Raw genomic sequence first — 18,160 nt, 5'->3', positions numbered from 1 at the left:
CGCACGCCATTATTTTTCCAGATGCTGCACATCAATACGGCGGCTGGCATCCAGCATCGACGCTTTGGCACGAATGCGCGCTTCCAGCTGATCGATCATGTCATTGTTGTCGAGACGATCGCGCTGACGCACACCATCTTCGTAGAAACCACTCTTCTTGCTGCCGCCGGTAACGCCCAGCGTAGAGAGGGTCGCTTCGCCGGGTCCGTTGACTACACAGCCGATAATCGACACATCCATCGGCGTGATGAGATCTTCCAGACGCTGCTCCAGCGCGTTGACCGTGCCGATAACGTCAAACTCCTGACGTGAGCAGGTCGGACAGGCGATGAAGTTGATACCACGAGAGCGAATGCGCAGTGACTTCAGGATATCAAAACCGACTTTCACTTCTTCAACCGGATCGGCCGCCAGCGAGATGCGCAACGTATCGCCGATCCCTTCTGACAGCAGCAGCCCCAGGCCAATCGCCGATTTCACCGCGCCCGCACGTGCGCCACCCGCTTCGGTGATGCCGAGATGCAGAGGCTGTTCGATCTGTTTCGCCAGCAGGCGATAAGATTCAACCGCGAGGAAGACGTCAGACGCTTTTACGCTGACTTTGAATTGATCGAAGTTAAGACGGTCGAGATGATCGACGTGTCGCATGGCAGATTCCAGCAGCGCCTGTGGCGTCGGCTCGCCATACTTTTCCTGCAGATCTTTTTCCAGCGAACCGGCGTTCACGCCAATTCGAATCGGAATATTGTTGTCGCGTGCGCAGTCGACCACCATACGGATGCGCTCATTGTTCCCGATATTACCAGGATTGATGCGCAGGCAGTCGACGCCATATTCGGCGACTTTCAGGGCGATGCGGTAGTCAAAATGAATATCTGCAACCAGCGGGACGTTTACCTGCTGTTTGATCAGTCTGAATGCTTCTGCGGCATCCATGGTAGGCACCGAGATACGCACGATGTCGACACCGACGCGCTCAAGGGCTTTGATCTGATTTACCGTCGCTTCCACGTCAGTGGTGCGGGTGTTGGTCATCGACTGTACGGCGATTGGCGCGCCGTCACCGACCGGCACCTTGCCGACGTAAATGCGTTTGGATTTACGGCGGATAATGGGTGCTTCGTTATGCATATTTCTTCTCCACAATTGCCCGGTACGCGATACGCTGTTATTGCGCACCCAACGTCAGGCGAGCAACCTGGTTATTACGGATAAAACGGCTTAAATCAACGGGCTGATTCTGATATTGCACCTGAACCGCGGAAGGCGCGCCAATTTTCAGACGATACGGAGGCGTTCCTGCGAGGCTGAGTTTACCACCACTGCGCTGAATACCGCTGAACAGTTTTTTGCCGGTCGCATCGCTCACTTCCAGCCAGCAGTCGGCGTTAAAGGTCATGACCACTGCGTTTGGATCAGCCGCCGGTTCACTGACGGCGGCGGCGCCCACTGGCATCTGAGGTGATGTGCTGTTACCGGACTGGGTAGTTGCAGGGGCAGCCGCCGTGTTTTCCACAGGTGCCTGACTCGGCGATACCACCGCATTGCTGTTGGTGTCCTGCTGTGCGGCAGTCGCGCTATTGCTGGCGCTGGCGGCTGGAGCCGCACTCGCTGGCGTGCTGGCCGCACTGTTGCTGGTAGTGGTATTGCTTTCGTCCGGCGCGGCAGGTGCCGCGCTGTCACCGCTGGATTCACCCAGCGGAATCGACTGGCCATTATCGCCGCTACTGCTGTTCTGATCGGTCATCGGCACCAGGTCATCCTGCGACGCCTTATGGTTCTGCCACCACCAGGCACCGGTCAGCCCCACCACCACAAACACCACTAGCCAGGTGAAAATCATCAGCCAGCCGTCGCGTTTTTTGCGACGCTTACCCAGTGAGAAACTTTGCATCGGTTCGATTTTTGCAGCCCGAACCGGTGTCTGTTTCGCCATCATTGGCAGCAGTTCCTCTTCAGGAATGTGCACCAGACGCGCGTAAGAGCGAATATAGCCGCGCAGGAACGTAGAGGCTAAATCGGCAGGCGATTTGTCCTCCTCAATATCACGCACGGTAGAGAGTTTCAGGCACAGGCGCTCAGCGACGTTCTGCTGCGTCAGCCCCATCTGCTCACGGGCCAGACGCAGGCGTTCACCTGTTGAATGTAATGCAGAGTTTTCTTGAGTGGCTTCAGTATTCATTAGCTAAATAACGCTGGTACTGTATCGATTGCGGAAAACGTCGCGCTAACTGGTCGCCATAACGTGAAACGTCAGCGGCATTTCCCTGTAGCGCGGCGAAACGTAAGTGTAACGCCAGACTTCGTGCCGTTTCGGGCAACTGTTGCTGGTAAACGTCGAGCAAAACCTGCACCTTTGCCAGCTGGTTATCTGCCATTAGCTTTTCAGCTTCCGACAGCAGCGAATCCGCTTTGCGTCTGTCGGCCTCAAGGGCCTGGCGTAACGCCCTGCGGGCAGCGGCAACATCGCCCGCCTGCAGATAACAAAACCCTGCCAGTTCACGCGCGTCATTGCGTGCATCAAACTGAGGTGCAGCGCCTGCCCGACTAAACTGTTGATGCGCTTCGTCATACTGCCTTAAAGCGCAGAGAAACGCACCGTAATTGTTAGCAACAAAACCATTATCCGGGGCCTGCTGCTGTGCCAGTATAAACCGTGCCTGCGCTGCTGTCTGATTACCCTGCTGCTGCGCCAGCCGTGCCAGCGCAAGCGAGACCCGGTAGTCCTCGGGCGCGGCGGCCTGTGCACGCAGAAAGTTTCGCTCAGCTGCGGCATAGTCTCCACCGGCCAGATAGTGCATCCCTAACTGCAGACGCACCTCTTCAGCGCCGGGTTCATATGGCTGGCTGACACACCCGCTTACAACAAACAGCGCCAGTAAAACTGCAGGTAATCCGTTACGCATAATCGTTTCCATCCGGTTGACGTTGACAGGCTGCAGCCTGCCACGCGTCATCACTTCAGGAAACGCACTCTGTCACTCTTCTAGAGAGCCTTCACAGATATGGCTTCACCTGCCATTTTTTTACGCAGCGTTCGCTTGGTACGGTCGATCACTTCTCCGGCTAACTGACCACAGGCGGCATCAATATCGTCGCCACGGGTTTTACGCACGATGGTGGTAAAACCATAGTCCATCAGCACCTTGGAGAAACGATCGATGCGGCTGTTTGAGCTACGGCCATACGGCGCGCCCGGGAAGGGGTTCCACGGAATCAGGTTGATTTTACACGGTGTTTCTTTCAGTAATGCGGCAAGCTCATGCGCATCGTCGGTGCTGTCGTTGACGTGATCCAGCAACACGTACTCAATGGTCACACGTCCCTGATTGGCGTTGGATTTACCAATGTAGCGTTTCACCGCCGCCAGGAAGGTTTCGATATTGTACTTTTTGTTGATTGGCACGATGTCATCGCGCAGCTTATCGTTCGGCGCATGCAGGGAAATGGCCAGCGCGACGTCAATCATATCGCCCAGTTTATCCAGCGCAGGAACAACACCTGAAGTAGAAAGGGTCACGCGACGCTTCGACAGACCAAAACCAAAGTCATCCAGCATGATCTCCATCGCCGGGACAACGTTATTGAGGTTGAGAAGTGGCTCGCCCATGCCCATCATCACCACGTTGGTGATAGGACGCTGGCCGGTGATTTTCGCTGCGCCGACAATTTTCGCCGCACGCCACACCTGACCAATAATTTCTGACACCCGCAGGTTACGGTTAAAGCCCTGCTGTGCGGTCGAACAGAATTTACACTCCAGCGCACACCCCACCTGTGAAGAGACACAGAGCGTAGCGCGGTCGCCTTCCGGGATATAGACCGTTTCCACCAGCTGGTCACCGACACGAATGGCCCATTTGATAGTGCCGTCGGTAGAGCGCATCTCTTCCGCCACTTCTGGCGCGCGGATCTCCGTCAGCTCCATCAGCCGGTTACGCAGCTTTTTGTTGATGTCGGTCATCTGCTCGAAGTCATCGCAGCAGTAGTGATAAATCCACTTCATGACCTGATCGGCACGGAACGGCTTTTCACCCAGCGACAGGAAGAATTCGCGCATCTGCTGACGGTTGAGATCCAGCAGGTTGATTTTCTGGCTTTTGGGGGAGACGACAATAGGGGATGCGGACGCGGACGTCACAATCTGTTCGGACATAATATTCTCTGGCCTCGTTGTTACACGTTATGGCGCTGTTCAGGGATAGGTGAAAAAATTGCGCCTTCATTAAGCGATGTCAATGAAGGCGCAATATTGTACAACATCTGCGGCCTGATAACAGGCGGGAGTGACCTCCCCTACGCAGATTTTTGTAAAGCCGCTGTAACGTTTATCGCCAGGCGATTAACGGGTACGTGGGCAGATTTCGTTTTCGCCGAAGAAATAAGCGATTTCGCGGGCAGCGGATTCAGCAGAATCTGAACCGTGGGTCGCGTTTTCGGTGAAGCTGTCAGCGTAGTCAGCACGCAGTGTGCCAGCCAGTGCGTTTGCCGGGTTAGTGGCACCCATCAGGTCTCGGTGACGCTGAACGGCATTTTCACCTTCCAGCACGGAAACAACAACCGGGCCAGAGGTCATGAATTCAACCAGACCATCGAAGAATGGCTTGCCCTGGTGCTCAGCGTAAAAGCCTTCAGCCTGCTCTTTGCTCAGCTGCAGCATTTTTGCGCCAACGATTTTGAAGCCTGCGCTTTCAAAACGGTTGTAGATAGCACCAATCACATTTTTAGCGACGGCGTTTGGCTTGATGATAGAAAAAGTACGTTCGATTGCCATGATGACCTCTGTCTTGACGTTCTGAAGAAACCGGTGGCGTCCGCCCCGGTTAAGAAACGGCGCCGATTATAGGGGCTGAGTCCGGCATTGCCTACCAGAGATCCCTGATTTGTTGAAAATTCTTGATCTGAGTCGAAGCAGAAGCGCAACGGTTATGATTTAGCGCAGAAAAGCGTCAGCCCCGGCTAAAAGTGACCGAGACAAGCTGACCCTCTTCATCCATCACCACCAGCTGATACTCGCCCGGATGATCGAGATGCAGCGACATCTCTGCGGCATTTTGCGTTATGAGAGGTTCACCATTCAGGAACCACCAGCGCTGCGTACCCTGCCCGCCCTGCACCGCGACCGGGATCGTCAGCGCACTGTTGCCCGGCAGCGGCTTAACGATTTGCCCCTCAATGATGCCGGTAATGATCAGCGGTGCACTGCTGCCCTGCTGTAACGGTGGACAGTGCGTATCAACAGGTGGCAGACGCTGCGCTCGCCGCTCCTGAGGCGGCAGCCAGGCTTCCAGCGGCAGCGGCCAGACAAGCCGTTCGTGACGGGTGGCGCCGGGACAGTCGGCAGCAACGCGCAGCCCCTGCGCATTCTGCCAGTAACTCAGGCGTAATCCGCTGAGGCTCTCCTGGCCGGGTGCCAGCAGCGTTGGCGGCAGCGTATCCGAAGCAACCCAGCTTTGCCGCCGCTGACGACAGTTTTCGTCTCCGGCGGGCAGCGGCTGACCACCAGGCCAGCAGATGGTCGCGACCGTGACCGAGGCCGGACGCGGATCGCCTGGCACGTCACGCCTGCCGAGGCGGCTCATCAGCACGCTGTTAATCTGATTCATGATCGGCACGGCTGAGGCAAAACCAAACTGGCCGGCAACCGGCGTCGCATCAGGTCGTCCGACCCACACGCCAATCAGGTAACGGGGATTAATGCCCACCGACCAGGCGTCGCGATAGCCGTAACTGGTGCCGGTCTTCCAGGCCAGCGGCACTACGTCGGGCACGTTGCCATTACCGGCAGGCTGCGCTTCGCCGGCCAGGATACGCCGGATGATCCACGCCGACTCCTTTGATAGCAGCGGTCGCTGCTGCAACGGTTGATCGGGCATCCAGCGCAGCTGAGCGGCATTGCCGTGGCGGGCAAAAGCGCTGTAGGCCGCGACAATTTCATCCATGCGCGCCCCGGTGCCGCCAAGAATCAATGAAAGATTGGGTTCAGCGCCAGGCGGAAAACGTAAATTCAGACCCACATTGCGCAGACGCGCCGCGACGTTTTTCGGCCCCAGCGCCTCCAGCAGCTGAACGGCGGGCAGATTCAGGGAGCGCACCAGCGCGTCGCTGGCGCTGACCGGTCCGTGAAAGCCGGTGTCAAAGTTGCCGGGCCGGTAATCACCAAAGCGACGCGGCACATCCTGCAGCAGCGATTCGGCATGAATCAGTCCCTCGTCCAGCGCCATGCCGTAGATAAAGGGTTTTAACACCGAACCTGGCGAGCGCACGCTGGCGATCATATCCACATGACCAAAACGGCTGTCATCGGTAAAGTCGGCCGAGCCGGCATAACCGCGAACGGCCATGGTGGTGTGATCCACCACCAGCATCGCCAGCGAGGTGCGCGGCGGCAGCTGGTTTTTAACGTTCAGCGCCAGGCTTTCCAGTTCGCGCTGCAGTGAAGGATCGAGCGTGGAAACAATCTTATCGCTGCGGCTGATCGACAGCAGCCGCCGGGCCAGCAGCGGTGCCATCTGCGGCATCTGTCGCGGCGGCAGCCACACCGGCTCCTGACGAATTTCCGCCACCTGTTCCGCGGACCAGATGTGGTATTCCGCCAGCCGATCCAGCACTTTATTGCGAGCGGCTTCCGCCCGCTCCGGCCAGCGATCGGGCCGCAGACGGCTGGGTGCCTGCGGCAACACGGCAAGCAACGCCGCTTCACCCGGCGTCAGCTGTGACGGGGCTTTGCCCAGCCAGCTCCAGCTTGCCGCGCCCACCCCTTCCAGCGTACCGCCAAAAGGCGCACGATTAAGATAGAGCGTCAGGATGTCTCGTTTGGAAAGATGCCACTCCAGCTGTAGCGCACGCCACGCCTGAATCAGCTTGCCCCGCAACGTGCGGGGTTGCGGGTCGACAAGGCGTGCCACCTGCATGGTCAGGGTGCTGCCGCCGGAAATCACACTCTGATGACGCAAATCCTGCCAGGCCGCGCGCACCAGCGCCAGGGGATTGATGCCGGGGTGATACCAGAACCAGCGATCTTCGTAGGTGAGCAGCGCCTGCAGATAGGCCGGTGCCACCTCTTCTGGTGTAACCGGATAGCGCCAGATGCCCTTGCTGTCAGCGAAGCGCCACAGCGGCGTACCGTCGCTGGCCACAATGACCCGCGCAGGCTGCACCTGTTTAAGCGGCAGCGGGAACAGCCGATCCAGTCCCCACGTCGCCAGCCATAACGCCAGAAAAAAAAGCGGCAGCGCGAGCCACCACTTTTTAAGGGTGCGAGGTTTTAACACGCGTCGCGTCACTTACTGGATATGCAGCTGCGGCGGCGTACTGCCGGTAGCGCGCCACTCTGGCACATACATCGACTCGACCTGCGGCGGCGGCATCAGGAAGCGACCCGGCGTGACCGCCCGCGCCAGATAGACCAGCGTTGCGGGACGATAAGTATCTACCGCCAGTGCCGCGACAAAGCGATCGTCGCGGAACTCAATATGCTTAATGTCAGCCTGCTGCATATCGCCCATACTCTCTTTCAGCGCATCCGCACTGTCGCCAAGACTGGCGCTGCTGTCGGCCAGATTCTGGTTTTCCAGCTCCAGACCGGCAGGCAGCAGATCCACCACCAGCGCATCGCTGATGCTGCGCTTTGACGAAACGGTCAGACGCACCACCAGCAACTCCCCGCTGCGCAGATTACTGAGATCGGCGGCTTTGCCATCCAGGGTAAAGTATTCACGCTTTATCCCGAGCACATTGCTCTCAGGCTGAGGCGCGGCCAGCGGATAACCGGTGACGTCCAGACGACCATACAGCGGCGCACTGCCCGGATTACGGATGGCTAAGCCCTGTAACAGGCGGTCAGCAGACAGCCCTTTATTCAGTGGCGCATCGCCCTGCAGCGGTTCTGGATTGCCCGACAATAGCGCCTGCCAGCTGCTGCCCTGCGCACGTTGCAGAGTGTGAGCTGCCAGATAAAGTGCGTTATTTTCCTGAGTCGAGAACCAGCGTTTGCCGTTGACCTCTCTGGACAGTGACAGCAGCAGACTGTTTTGCACATCAGGCTGCAGTTTATTTTCCGCCAGCAACGCAATCATCATCCCCTGATCGCGCACCGTGCTGCCATAGTCGCCATACCACTCTTTATCCGAACGCGTCAGCGTGGCACCCTGCATGATCGCCTGCTGTGCACGCTGTCCGTCACCCATCAGCTTCAGCGCGACGCCAAGCTGCATTAGCGCCAGGCCGGAGCGGGACTTCTTACGTTGCTGATACAAGGCGCGCAGCGCACCCAGCGGAGCGCGCTGCTGACGCGCCAGCACCAGCCCGGCGTAAGCCTGTACGCTGAACTGTAGCGCGGCGTTGTTATCACCGCCGCCGCTGATCTGCGAGGGATCCTGCAGATAGCGCAGCAGCCGGGCATTAGCGCGCTCCACCACATTATCCGGCAACGCATAGCCCGCCTCGCTGGCGCGCAGCAGGAAGTCCGTCACGTAAGGCGTCAGCCAGAACTCCTCTTCACTCTGTTTATCCCACAGCCCGAAGCTGCCGTTGGCGCGCTGCATGCCAGCCAGACGGGCAATGCCGGTGTCGACGGCGGCCCGTCGTGCTTCATCGCTGCTGGTTTTAATGCCCATCGCGGTCAGCTCAGCATGGCTGGTGTAAAGCGAAGGCCAGAGTCCGCTGCTGGTCTGTTCCAGACAGCCGTAGGGATAGGCGTAAAGCGCACTGATATAGCTGGCGATATTCAGCGGCGGACGATTGCTCAGCGTCAGCTGGCCGCTCAGGGTTTGTGCATCCAGCCCCGTCAGCGCCGCCGCCGCGATCTCCCAGGGCTGATCGGGATTGATTACGGCATCAAAGTTCAGCGTCTGCGCCGGATAAGGCGGTCTGACACCAATTTTCCACTGCTGTCTGCCAGGCTTCACCTGCTCACCCGGCAGATTCAGACCGGAAATCTGTACGGTAACCTCGCCGTCACCAAAACCGGTTTTCGCCGTGACCGGAATCTGTAACGTGGTGCGTGCACCTTTAGCCAGCGTCACACTCTGGCTGGCAGCACCGGCCAGATCCACCAGGCCACTGCTGGAGAGATCAACCTTAAGGTTTTGCGGCAGATCGGTCAGGTTAGTGAGATCCAGCGCCAGTGATGCGGTATCGCCGCTGGCAAGAAAACGTGGGGTAGCCAGCTCGCTGATCAGCGGCGCCGCGACCACCAGTTTGCGCTCTGCGGCACCGAAGCTGTCATTGCTCCAGGCCTGCGTCATCAGCCGGAGTTCACCATTAAAGGCCGGGATCGGCAGCGTAATCGTTCCGTTGCCCTCTTTATCCAGCGTCACCGCCTGTAACTGCTGTGCGACGATATTGACGTGCGTTACCGGCTTTTTACCGCCGCGCGTCATCGATTCATCCTCGCCATCACCACCAAAACGCAGCGCCGCCAGCCGGCCGCCGCCTTCGATCAGCTGACCAAAGACGTCGTACTGATCGACGCTGTAGCGTTTACGGCCAAAGAAAGCCTGCCACGGATCGGGCGTTTTAAAATCCGTCACACTGAGTACGCCACTGTCCACGGCTGACAGCAGCACATTCACTTTTTCAGGCAGCGGACCGCCGTCACGACTGGCATGAACGTTGACCGTCAGGAGTTGCTCAGGACGGATTTTATCAGGTGCCGCAAGCGTCAGGTTTAAGCGACGTGCTTCGGTCGCCATCGGCAGGTGTAACAGCCCTACCGCGCGTTTGGGTGTGGCACCACTGACTTTATCGCCATCACGCACCACAATAGCGCTGAAGTAGAGATCGTGACGCTGCCAGCTCTCAGCCACCGGCACATCCACCGTGGTGCCGCCCTTTGGTACGGTCAGCGGCTGCCACCAGAGCGTGCCGCTGCTCGACTCCACCATCAGGTAGCCTTTACCGGCAGCCGGTGATTCGACCTGCAGATGCACGGTATCACCCGGCTGGTAAGCGGCTTTATCCAGCTTCAGTCTGACCTGATCGGGACGCAACGCGCCCGTGCCGTTGGTGTTGTCCTGCCAGTCATAACCGGCCTGGAACCGCACGCTGCTGACGATCTTCTCGCCCGCCTGCACTTCCAGCCGATAGTGGCCCCACTCGACCGGGAAGCTGACTTTAGTGCTGCCGTCAGCCGGGATTGAGATGGCGCGTTCATCTTCCTGCAGATCTTTGTCGCCATACTGCGACTGCCAGCCTTCGCTGTCAGAGAAGCTCCAGTAGTAATCACGGCGCTCACGGATCAGACGCACGTCCAGCTTGTCTGCCGCCAGTTTCCTGCCCTGACTGTTGGCATAGACAATGTCGAATTCGGCCAGGCTCTCTTCCGGTACGGTAGGCTCATCGTGATAGCGGTCGCTGCGGTAGTCATAAACTGCCTTATTCCCAAATAACGGCCGGATGCCTGGCAGGGCGTCAGCGGGCCAGATAGCCTGTGTAGCGCGACGGGTGACCGGACGTCCGCCGGTCTCCAGCAGGCTGGCCTGCAGGATCAGGTTAAGCGGGGAGTGCAGCTGATCCCACTGATTCTCTACCGTAAGCTGCGCTTTACCGCTGGCATCGAGCTTGAGGTCCACTTCATCCAGCGTGCGCTTTAATCCCTCTTCGGTGATGTCACCAAACTGGTAGCCCGGCAGTGCAGCCACGGCTTCACGCGCCGGTCGCAGATAGAGTTGCCCCTGTAGCGTGTTACCCGCCGCCGGTGCGCCATAGAGGTAGCGTCCTTCAATACCGAACTCAACGCTGGCATCAGCAGGCTGCGGCTGAGGGTCATTTTTCAGGGTTAACGCCATGCGCTCCGGCAGGAAATCCTCAACGTGGAATTTCCACTCACGCTTAAGGTTATCGCCGGTATTAAGCCGCAGCATCCAGTCGCCGGTCATGGCGGACGCGGGCAGTGCCAGTCGCTGCTGGTAGAGTCCCGCTTCCGGCTGCCAGACAAAGGTTCGCATCACCTGGCCGTCAGGCTGCACCAGCTCCGCTTTAATCGGCTGTGTGGGAAGCGGGCGTCCGTCGGCATCGCGCAGCAGCGCATTAACAATGACGATTTCGCCGGGACGGTAGATATCGCGCGGCCCGAAGACAAACAGCTGTTTGTCATAGCCCTGCGGCCCGGCTACCGGAAACTCAGCCAGATCCAGCGCCGGACGCGCCAGGTCGATCATTGAGGTCTGTTCCCCCTGCACGGCCAGCAGGATCTTGCCTTTTTCATCCGCTTTCAGGCGCAGATGACCGGTGCTGTCACTGGTGTCGCTCTGCAGCACCTGCCCTTTCTCATCCAGCAACCTGACGCTGACGCCGGAGAGCGGCTGGCCATTTGCCAGACTCTGGGCGAAGAGTTCGAACTGAGTCGGGAAGCGGTGCAGTGACAGGCCAATATCGCTCAGAGTGAAAAGCGTAGCAGGCTGGCTGTAGTGATAAGTCCCTGCCTGCTTCATGACGGCCAGATAGACGCCCGGCTGCTGAAGTGCCTTGATGTCACTCATCGGCAGCTGCAGTTTTTCACGGGTGTTTCGCGCCGGATTAAGCTCAAAGCGTCCCGTATAGACCAGCTGGCTGCTTTTCAGCAGATCCTGTGACTGCCAGCTGGAAAGGTTATTGCCGTAATTCCACTGCGAGAGAAATTCCGCCAGGCCAGCATTCTTAATGCGGAAGAAATCGACATCGACCTGGTTAACATTCAGCGCCAGTACCGGCAGGCCCTGCGTGATACGCAGCGGCAGCAGTGAACCGCGGCTGGCAAAGCCCACCATCGGCTGGATATCGCTGGACGCAATTTTTTTACTGTAATCGGCGGCGAGCGTCTCACCGCTGGCCGCACGCAGTCCCGCATCCACCGTGACGGTGAAGTGGCGCGACGGTTCGGGATGGCGGAAGCGCAACGTTTTACGGTTAGCGGAAAGCTCCCAGCCGCCATCCACCCGACCCTGTTTATCATCGGTCAGCCTGACTTTCTGCGCGATATCCTGTTTGTCATCCAGCGGCTGACTGAAGGTTAAAACCAGCGCAGCGGCACCGTCGATCTGCAGTTCCGAGAGATCGATAATCGTCAGCGGTTTGCTGACATGTTTGGTTGCGGGTGCCTCTGCTGCCTGGAGAGGCAAAGCAGGTAACAGGGTCGCTGACAGCAGCGAGCCACCGATCAGCATGCTGAGCAGCAGCCGGGTAGTGCGTTTCTTCATGGTAGTTCCTTCACCGGGACGCAGGGAGTGTCGTTTGATTACGCTGCGCAATTTCATATCAATGCTCGCATTTAATCAACGCTTCTCTTGAGATGGTGCGCACATTCCCTGACACTGGTATGACAGATTGCTGAAATGAGGTTGTTATGACGACGCCACTGTTTGTGTCCGCCGACTGGTTACAAGAACACTACAACGATGAGCGACTTCAGGTGCTGGATGCACGTCTGTTGCCACCCGGAATGGAAGCGGTTCGCGATGTCCAGGCTGAATATCTGGCAGGTCATCTACCCGACGCCCCTTACTTTGATATTGAAGCGCTCTCCGATCACACCAGCCCTTATCCGCATATGCTGCCGCGTGCCGAGACCTTTGCCGTCGCGATGCGCGAGCTGGGCGTGAGCAGTGATAAGCATCTGGTGGTCTATGACGAGGGTAACCTCTTTTCCGCGCCACGCGCCTGGTGGATGCTGAAGACCTTTGGTGTGGCGCAGGTGTCGATTCTGGCCGGTGGTTTGCAGGGCTGGAAAGAGGCGGGTTTTGCGCTGGCAACCGGCGACGTGAATCTGCCGGAAGGTGAGTTTGAAGCCCACGCGGATGAAAGCCGGGTGAAACGTCTGACGGACGTGCTGCTGATCAGTCATGAAGGCGGTGCACAGATTGTTGATGCGCGTGCCGCTAATCGTTTTAACGCCGAAGTGGACGAGCCGCGTCCCGGCCTGCATCGCGGACATATTCCCAACAGCCTGAACGTGCCGTGGAATACGCTGGTTGAGCAGGGAAAACTCAAGCCGGAAGCGGAACTGCGCAGGCTGTTTGCTGACGCAGGCGTCGATATCACCCAGCCGGTGGTCGCCAGCTGTGGCTCTGGCGTAACGGCGGTCGTATTGATTCTGGCGCTGACGGCGCTGGGCGCTCGGGATGCCACGCTGTATGACGGGTCCTGGGGCGAATGGGGCAGTCGCGACGACTTACCGATAGCGAAATAAAAATCAGGCGGCTGATAAGCCGCCTGTTTTTTTAAGTGAATCAGATAATCCGCTCACTGCCCTTGAAGTCACGCAGGAAACTGCCCCAGCGACGTTCATAAAATGGCGTGATGTGGGCGGTAAAGAAGTGGCTGATGCCACGGTCCTGCAGCGTGACTTCACAAATATCAATCGGTGCATCGTCTGGCAGCGTGTCCGTTGCCACACTGCCCGCCGCCTGAATAATCGCCTCAATGTTGCTGTCCGCTTCAATACCAATCAGCAGGTTGGCCGCTTCGTCTGCCCGCTCACGAATGCTGGCGATAAACGCCCGACGCACCTGTTTATGCTTACTGAACAGCTGCGTCAGCGAATCGATCATCTGCGCAGGCGGCTCGGCCACTTCAGACAACAGCAGGGACTGTCCGCCTTCCAGCACGGTTTGCTGGCTTAGCGCACTGCCCTCTTCAGCCAGCAGATGGGTGATCTCGGCTGCAGTAAACTCTTTACCGGAAGGCAGTTTGGGATTGAGAAACAGCGTCTCGCCACGTGTAATCTCAAACAGCGTCCGGACCGGCAGACGCAGCCAGGACTGCTCACCGCTCACCGCTTCACTCATCGCCTCTTCAGACGTGAAAAAAGGAATGATGCTGCTGCCATCCTCTTTTTCCCAGTGCTGCAGATCAACGGGCGTGCTGGCATCAAGCTGCTGCGTGGTGCTTTCGCCTGGAACAAAGACATCAGACTCCAGCAGCAGTTGAAAAAATTCGGGCCGATGGGCAGGCTCGGTGGCTGCCAGCTTCAGCACCTCTTCAAGACGGTTCATAGTTTCCCTCTGAACAGCGGCGGCATCCGCCACCGCTGAGCCCTTCTTATTTCAGTAACAGATTAGCGATGGTTCGCACGCCAAGACCTGTTGCACCCGCCGCCCATTCATCAACTGCCCCTTTACGATAGGTGGCGGAACAGTCGATGTGCAACCAGCCCTGCTGATAGTTGCTCACGAAGTGGGACAGGAACGCTGCCGCACTGCTGGCGCCTGCCGCATGAGACGGGCTGGCGATGTTATTGAGATCGGCGAAGTTAGACGGCAGATGGCTGCGATGGAATTCAGCCAGCGGCAGGCGCCAGAAAGGCTCGTTCTCACTTACCGCGCTGCCCATCAGCGACTGTGCCATCACATCATCAAAGGTAAACAGCGCATGATAGTCGTTGCCCAGCGCCGTTTTAGCCGCGCCGGTCAGCGTGGCAGCATCGATGATCAGCGTCGGGTTCTGCTCGCTGGCGTCGATTAAACCGTCGGCCAGGACCAGGCGACCTTCCGCATCGGTGTTCATGACTTCCACCGATTTGCCGTTGCGATAGCGAATGATATCGCCGAGCTTGAAGGCGTTGCTGCTGACCATGTTATCGGCACAGCAGAGGTAGAGTTTGACGCGCTTATTCAGGCCACGCGAAATCGCCATTGCCAGTGCGCCAGTAACGGTCGCCGCGCCGCCCATGTCAGACTTCATCGAGTCCATAAAGCTGCTCTGCTTCAGGCTGTAGCCGCCGGTATCAAAGGTGATGCCTTTACCGACCAGACAGGCGTAGACCGGTGCATTCTCATCGCCGGTTGGGTTGTAGTCGAGCGCCAGGTAAACCGGCGGGCGATTTGAACCGCGTCCTACGGTGTGCAGGCCCATATAGCCCTGAACGCGCAGGTCGTCGCCTTTGGTAATGCGATAGCTCACGGCGCTGCCGCCCACTTCACTGATCAGATCGACGGCCGTATGCGCCAGCTGTTCCGGCCCCAGATCTTCTGCAGGCAGGTTAATGACGTTGCGGACCCAGTCGATGATTTTCAGACGGCGATCAAACTCCGCCTGCTCATGTTCGCCCAGCGCTGGCCACTCAACCTGGCGCTGCCCTTTCGGGCCACGGAAGCCCTGCCAGAATGCCCAGCACTGCTCCAGGTGCCAGCCTTCGCCGGTCAGCGCCACGTGGCGGATGCCCTGGCTGTCGATTTTGTGCGCCGCACGCTGAATAGTATTCAGCGCATCCGCGCCGGTGAGATGCAGCGTCATGCCGCTGTCGTTGCTGCTCAGAATCGCTTTTTCGCCCCAGCGCGCATCGGCGGGCTGGCTGCTAAGCGTAATGTTCATGGGTTGTGTGGTCATCGAAAAGCTCCGTAATCGTTATCTGTTTCATCCAGCCTGATTGTTATGACGGCTTTAATAAGATGTTAAATGTATTTCGCAGAGACCTGATAACAGATTCCGCCGGACGTTGCCAGCGAAGCGCCCATATTGGCGCAGTTTCCGGACTATGACGGGGTATCAGAATTTCATTAAGGCCCGCAGCCGGGTCACCGACTTCTGCACCAGGGCAATGGCGTAGTCGATCTCTTCTTCGGTCGTGAAGCGTCCCAGAGAGAAGCGCAGCGAACTGTGCGCCAGCTCCTCACTTACGCCCAGCGCGCGTAAAACATAGGAAGGCTCCAGGCTGGCAGAGGTACAGGCCGAGCCGGAAGAGAGGGCCAGATCTTTCAGCGCCATGATCAGGGATTCACCCTCAACGTCAGCGAAACTGATGTTAAGAATGTTCGGCGCACACTGATGCAGATCGCCATTGAGGGTAACGTCCGGCAGCGTGCTGATGCCCTGCCACAGACGATCGCGCAGCGCCTGCAGACGCGCCATCTCCGTTTCGCGCTCTTCTGCCGCGATACGATAGGCCTCGCCCATACCGACAATCTGATGCACCGGCAGGGTGCCGGAGCGCATTCCGCGTTCATGCCCGCCGCCGTGGATTTGCGCAGCAATCTGCACGCGCGGTTTACGCCGCACATAGAGCGCACCGATGCCTTTCGGACCATAGAGTTTGTGGGCTGAAAAGGACATCAAATCGACCGGTAACTGGCTGAGGTCGATGGGCAACTTACCGACGCTCTGGGTCGCATCCACATGAAGCAGAATCTCACGCTCGCGGCAGAGTTCGCCAAAGGCGGCGATATCCTGAACCACACCGGTTTCATTATTGACGTGCATGAGAGTAACCAGAATGGTGTCATCGCGCAGCGCCGCACGCAGCTGTTCAGGCGAGACAATGCCGTTAGCTGCCGGCGTCAGATACGTGACATCAAAACCTTCGCGCTCCAGCTGCTGACAGCTGTCGAGCACCGCTTTGTGTTCCGTCTGGCTGGTGATGATATGTTTGCCGCGCGCCTGATGGGCGTGGGCTGCGCCTTTAATCGCGAGGTTATCGGATTCGGTGGCGCCAGAGGTAAAGACGATTTCGCGCGGATCGGCGTTGACCAGTTCGGCAATCTGATTGCGGGCAACATCGACCGCTTCTTCAGACTGCCAGCCAAAACGGTGCGATCGCGAAGCCGGATTACCGAACGTGCCATCCAGCGTCAGAAACTGCATCATTTTGCTGGCTACACGCGGATCGGCCGGCGTGGTGGCGGCATAATCCAGGTAAATCGGTAATTTCATTGCGCTACAGCTCCGTATAGAAAATCATACGTCTTTATAGCAGATTCGGCCCTGACCGCGTTAGCAGTAAGGGCCGCAACAGCGGGGATTACGAGGCGCGCTGGTTGACGTTAATTTCCTGCGAACGCGGGCTCTGGAAGCGACGATTATCGATCGCATTCTGACGATCGGCCACATCCAGAATCTCCTGATTATTCACCAGCTCAGCCAGCGTAATATTGTTCAGGAAGTCACTGATACGCACGCTCAGATCGCGCCACAGCACGTGAGTCAGACAACGCTCACCGCCCTGGCAGCCTTCTTTACCCTGGCATTTGGTGGCATCAACTGACTCATCAACCGCAGTGATCACTTCGCCGACAGAGATGGTGTCTGACGCTTTACCCAGCAGATAACCGCCACCCGGGCCACGAACGCTGGAAACCAGGTCGTTTTTACGCAGTCGGGAGAATAACTGCTCCAGATAGGAGAGCGAGATGCCCTGACGTTCTGAAATATCAGCCAGCGGGACCGGACCTTCATGGGAGTGAAGGGCAACGTCCAGCATTGCAGTAACGGCATAACGTCCTTTGGATGTCAGTCTCATAGCGTACGACCTCAATAGCGTCCGGTTATCGGAGGATTAGCAACAGATGCCATGAAGTCTGACATTCCCGAGTAAATTGGTCAACTATTTAACCTGGTAAATTAGTCAGGTATTTAACCAGGTAATTTACTCAACTATTATCTGCTTCTTTTTTCTCGTTTTTTCGCTTTTCAAACGACGAAAGCATACCGCGCAGGATGTTCAGTTCATCGCGTTCCGGACGGGCACGGGTATAAAGACGACGCAGTTTGCTCATCACCTGGCCTGGATTGGCTTCACGGATAAAGCCGCTGTTCAGCATCATCTGTTCCATATGCTGATAGAAGCGCTCAAGGTCATCCACCAGCGGATAAGGCGATTCTTCAAACTTTGGCGGCGGGCTGGCCTGCTCCTGCGACTGTAACCATGCCATGCGCACTTCATAGGCGATAATCTGTACTGCCATCGCCAGGTTCAGCGAGCTGTACTCCGGGTTAGCCTGAATCGCGACGTGATAATGACACTTCTGCAACTCTTCGTTGGTCAGGCCAACGCGTTCACGACCAAACACCAGCGCGACCGGTGCCTGCTGGCCCTCTTCCACACTTTTTACGCCGCATTCACGTGCATCCAGCATCGGCCAGGGCAGCGAACGTGAACGTGCACTGGTCCCGACCACCAGACTGCATCCGGCGATTGCTTCATCCAGTGAATCGACGACTTTTGCGTCGCCGATAACGTCACTGGCACCGGCGGCCAGGGAGATCGCCTGTGAGTCGGGTTTGACCAGCGGATTAACCAGATAGAGGTTGGTTAAGCCCATGGTTTTCATGGCGCGCGCAACGGAGCCCATGTTACCGGTGTGAGAAGTTTCGACCAGCACGATACGAATATTTTGCAACATGATTAGGGATACTCAGAAACGGGTCAGTAAAATCAGTGGAGAGAATCGTAACATAAAGCAGGACA

General features: G+C 57.7%; 13 protein-coding genes. 1 reads left to right on the top strand and 12 read right to left on the bottom strand.

Annotated features, from left to right (window positions below):
* Window positions 1-9 precede the first annotated feature (9 nt).
* The 7 genes from ispG to IBT54_RS15340 all read right to left on the bottom strand — a co-directional run bounded on the left by ispG (window position 10) and on the right by IBT54_RS15340 (window position 12,179).
* Entirely contained in the window at window positions 10-1,131 is a 1,122-nt protein-coding gene (gene ispG / locus IBT54_RS15370; protein ID WP_003848692.1) for a flavodoxin-dependent (E)-4-hydroxy-3-methylbut-2-enyl-diphosphate synthase, read from the bottom strand.
* Between the two features lie 37 nt (window positions 1,132-1,168).
* Window positions 1,169-2,182 carry a cytoskeleton protein RodZ gene (gene rodZ / locus IBT54_RS15365; protein WP_013358727.1) on the bottom strand — a complete coding sequence of 338 codons (1,014 nt, stop codon included), beginning with the start codon at window positions 2,180-2,182 and terminating at the stop codon, window positions 1,169-1,171.
* Window positions 2,172-2,906 (bottom strand): type IV pilus biogenesis/stability protein PilW, encoded by a 735-nt coding sequence (gene pilW, locus IBT54_RS15360; protein ID WP_041457250.1) that lies wholly within the window; start codon window positions 2,904-2,906, stop codon window positions 2,172-2,174. The genes rodZ and pilW overlap by 11 nt, the downstream gene beginning before the upstream one ends.
* Window positions 2,907-2,986: 80 nt before the next feature.
* Window positions 2,987-4,156 carry a bifunctional tRNA (adenosine(37)-C2)-methyltransferase TrmG/ribosomal RNA large subunit methyltransferase RlmN gene (locus IBT54_RS15355; RefSeq protein ID WP_013358729.1) on the bottom strand — a complete coding sequence of 390 codons (1,170 nt, stop codon included), beginning with the start codon at window positions 4,154-4,156 and terminating at the stop codon, window positions 2,987-2,989.
* 186 nt (window positions 4,157-4,342) lie between these two features.
* Entirely contained in the window at window positions 4,343-4,774 is a 432-nt protein-coding gene (ndk, locus tag IBT54_RS15350) for a nucleoside-diphosphate kinase (protein WP_003848684.1), read from the bottom strand.
* A 175-nt stretch (window positions 4,775-4,949) separates the two neighbouring features.
* Window positions 4,950-7,274 carry a peptidoglycan glycosyltransferase PbpC gene (gene pbpC / locus IBT54_RS15345; protein ID WP_201252418.1) on the bottom strand — a complete coding sequence of 775 codons (2,325 nt, stop codon included), beginning with the start codon at window positions 7,272-7,274 and terminating at the stop codon, window positions 4,950-4,952.
* A gap of 12 nt (window positions 7,275-7,286) precedes the next feature.
* The gene (locus IBT54_RS15340; RefSeq protein ID WP_201252417.1) at window positions 7,287-12,179 is read right to left on the bottom strand and encodes an alpha-2-macroglobulin; all 4,893 of its coding nucleotides are present in this window, start codon (window positions 12,177-12,179) and stop codon (window positions 7,287-7,289) included.
* 146 nt (window positions 12,180-12,325) lie between these two features.
* On the opposite strand from IBT54_RS15340, the gene sseA reads away from it, so the two are divergent.
* A complete protein-coding gene (sseA, locus tag IBT54_RS15335; protein ID WP_033783894.1) occupies window positions 12,326-13,168 on the top strand; it encodes a 3-mercaptopyruvate sulfurtransferase in 843 nt (280 codons plus the stop codon).
* Window positions 13,169-13,208: 40 nt separating this feature from the next.
* On the opposite strand, the gene sseB is transcribed toward sseA, so the two are convergent.
* The 5 genes from sseB to trmJ form a co-directional block, all read right to left on the bottom strand.
* Complete coding sequence (sseB, locus tag IBT54_RS15330; protein WP_201252416.1) at window positions 13,209-13,973, bottom strand: enhanced serine sensitivity protein SseB; 765 nt, start codon at window positions 13,971-13,973, stop codon at window positions 13,209-13,211.
* A 46-nt stretch (window positions 13,974-14,019) separates the two neighbouring features.
* Entirely contained in the window at window positions 14,020-15,306 is a 1,287-nt protein-coding gene (gene pepB / locus IBT54_RS15325; RefSeq protein ID WP_201252415.1) for an aminopeptidase PepB, read from the bottom strand.
* A gap of 159 nt (window positions 15,307-15,465) precedes the next feature.
* Window positions 15,466-16,626, bottom strand: a complete 1,161-nt coding sequence (locus IBT54_RS15320; protein ID WP_201252414.1) for an IscS subfamily cysteine desulfurase — start codon at window positions 16,624-16,626, stop codon at window positions 15,466-15,468.
* An 88-nt stretch (window positions 16,627-16,714) separates the two neighbouring features.
* The gene (iscR, locus tag IBT54_RS15315) at window positions 16,715-17,212 is read right to left on the bottom strand and encodes a Fe-S cluster assembly transcriptional regulator IscR (protein ID WP_013358736.1); all 498 of its coding nucleotides are present in this window, start codon (window positions 17,210-17,212) and stop codon (window positions 16,715-16,717) included.
* Window positions 17,213-17,342: 130 nt separating this feature from the next.
* Window positions 17,343-18,095 carry a tRNA (cytosine(32)/uridine(32)-2'-O)-methyltransferase TrmJ gene (gene trmJ / locus IBT54_RS15310; protein ID WP_201252413.1) on the bottom strand — a complete coding sequence of 251 codons (753 nt, stop codon included), beginning with the start codon at window positions 18,093-18,095 and terminating at the stop codon, window positions 17,343-17,345.
* Window positions 18,096-18,160 lie beyond the last annotated feature (65 nt).

The organism is Pantoea sp. S62 (assembly GCF_016658625.1).
Classification (GTDB): domain Bacteria; phylum Pseudomonadota; class Gammaproteobacteria; order Enterobacterales; family Enterobacteriaceae; genus Pantoea; species Pantoea vagans.
The sequence above is the reverse complement of the archived record's forward strand: the minus strand, read 5'-3'. Positions and strand labels throughout refer to the sequence as shown.